At 74.4% G+C, this 429-nt stretch carries 1 protein-coding gene; it reads right to left on the bottom strand.

Translation table 11 applies throughout. The features are described 5' to 3' along the window. Positions 1 to 429 (bottom strand): cation:proton antiporter (locus HUX53_RS00010; RefSeq protein ID WP_176401123.1); only part of this gene is annotated, 429 nt, incomplete at both ends.

The raw sequence follows: 429 nt of genomic DNA on the forward strand, positions 1-429 counted from the left end.
GGGGGTGTGTGGGGGGCGGCGGTGATGAGCGGGAGGACGGCGTGGGCGTGGTTGAGGCCGGGCTCGCCGTGGAGGAGGCGCAGCGGCCGGGCGGGCAGGGGAGGCCGGCGCAGGACCGGGAACGCGGCCGCCGCGTCGGTCGGTGCGGGCACCGCGGCGAGGAGGAACGCGGGGCGCCAGTCCAGGCCGATGGGCCACATGGAGGCCAGCGCCACCACGCCGATGCTGATCAAGGTGCCGATGAAGGACACGCTGATCGCGACGGGCACCGACGGCCGCATGCGCCGCCAGTCGGTGGTGATGCCGCCGTCGGCGAGGATCAGGACGAGGGCGGCGAAGCCGAGCGTTTCGGCCAGCTCGGCGTCGTCGAAGTGGATGTGGAGGGGGCCGGACTCGCCGATGAACAGGCCGAGGGCCATGTACGCCAGC

This window comes from Actinomadura sp. BRA 177, assembly GCF_013372625.1.
Taxonomy (GTDB): Bacteria; Actinomycetota; Actinomycetes; order Streptosporangiales; family Streptosporangiaceae; genus Spirillospora.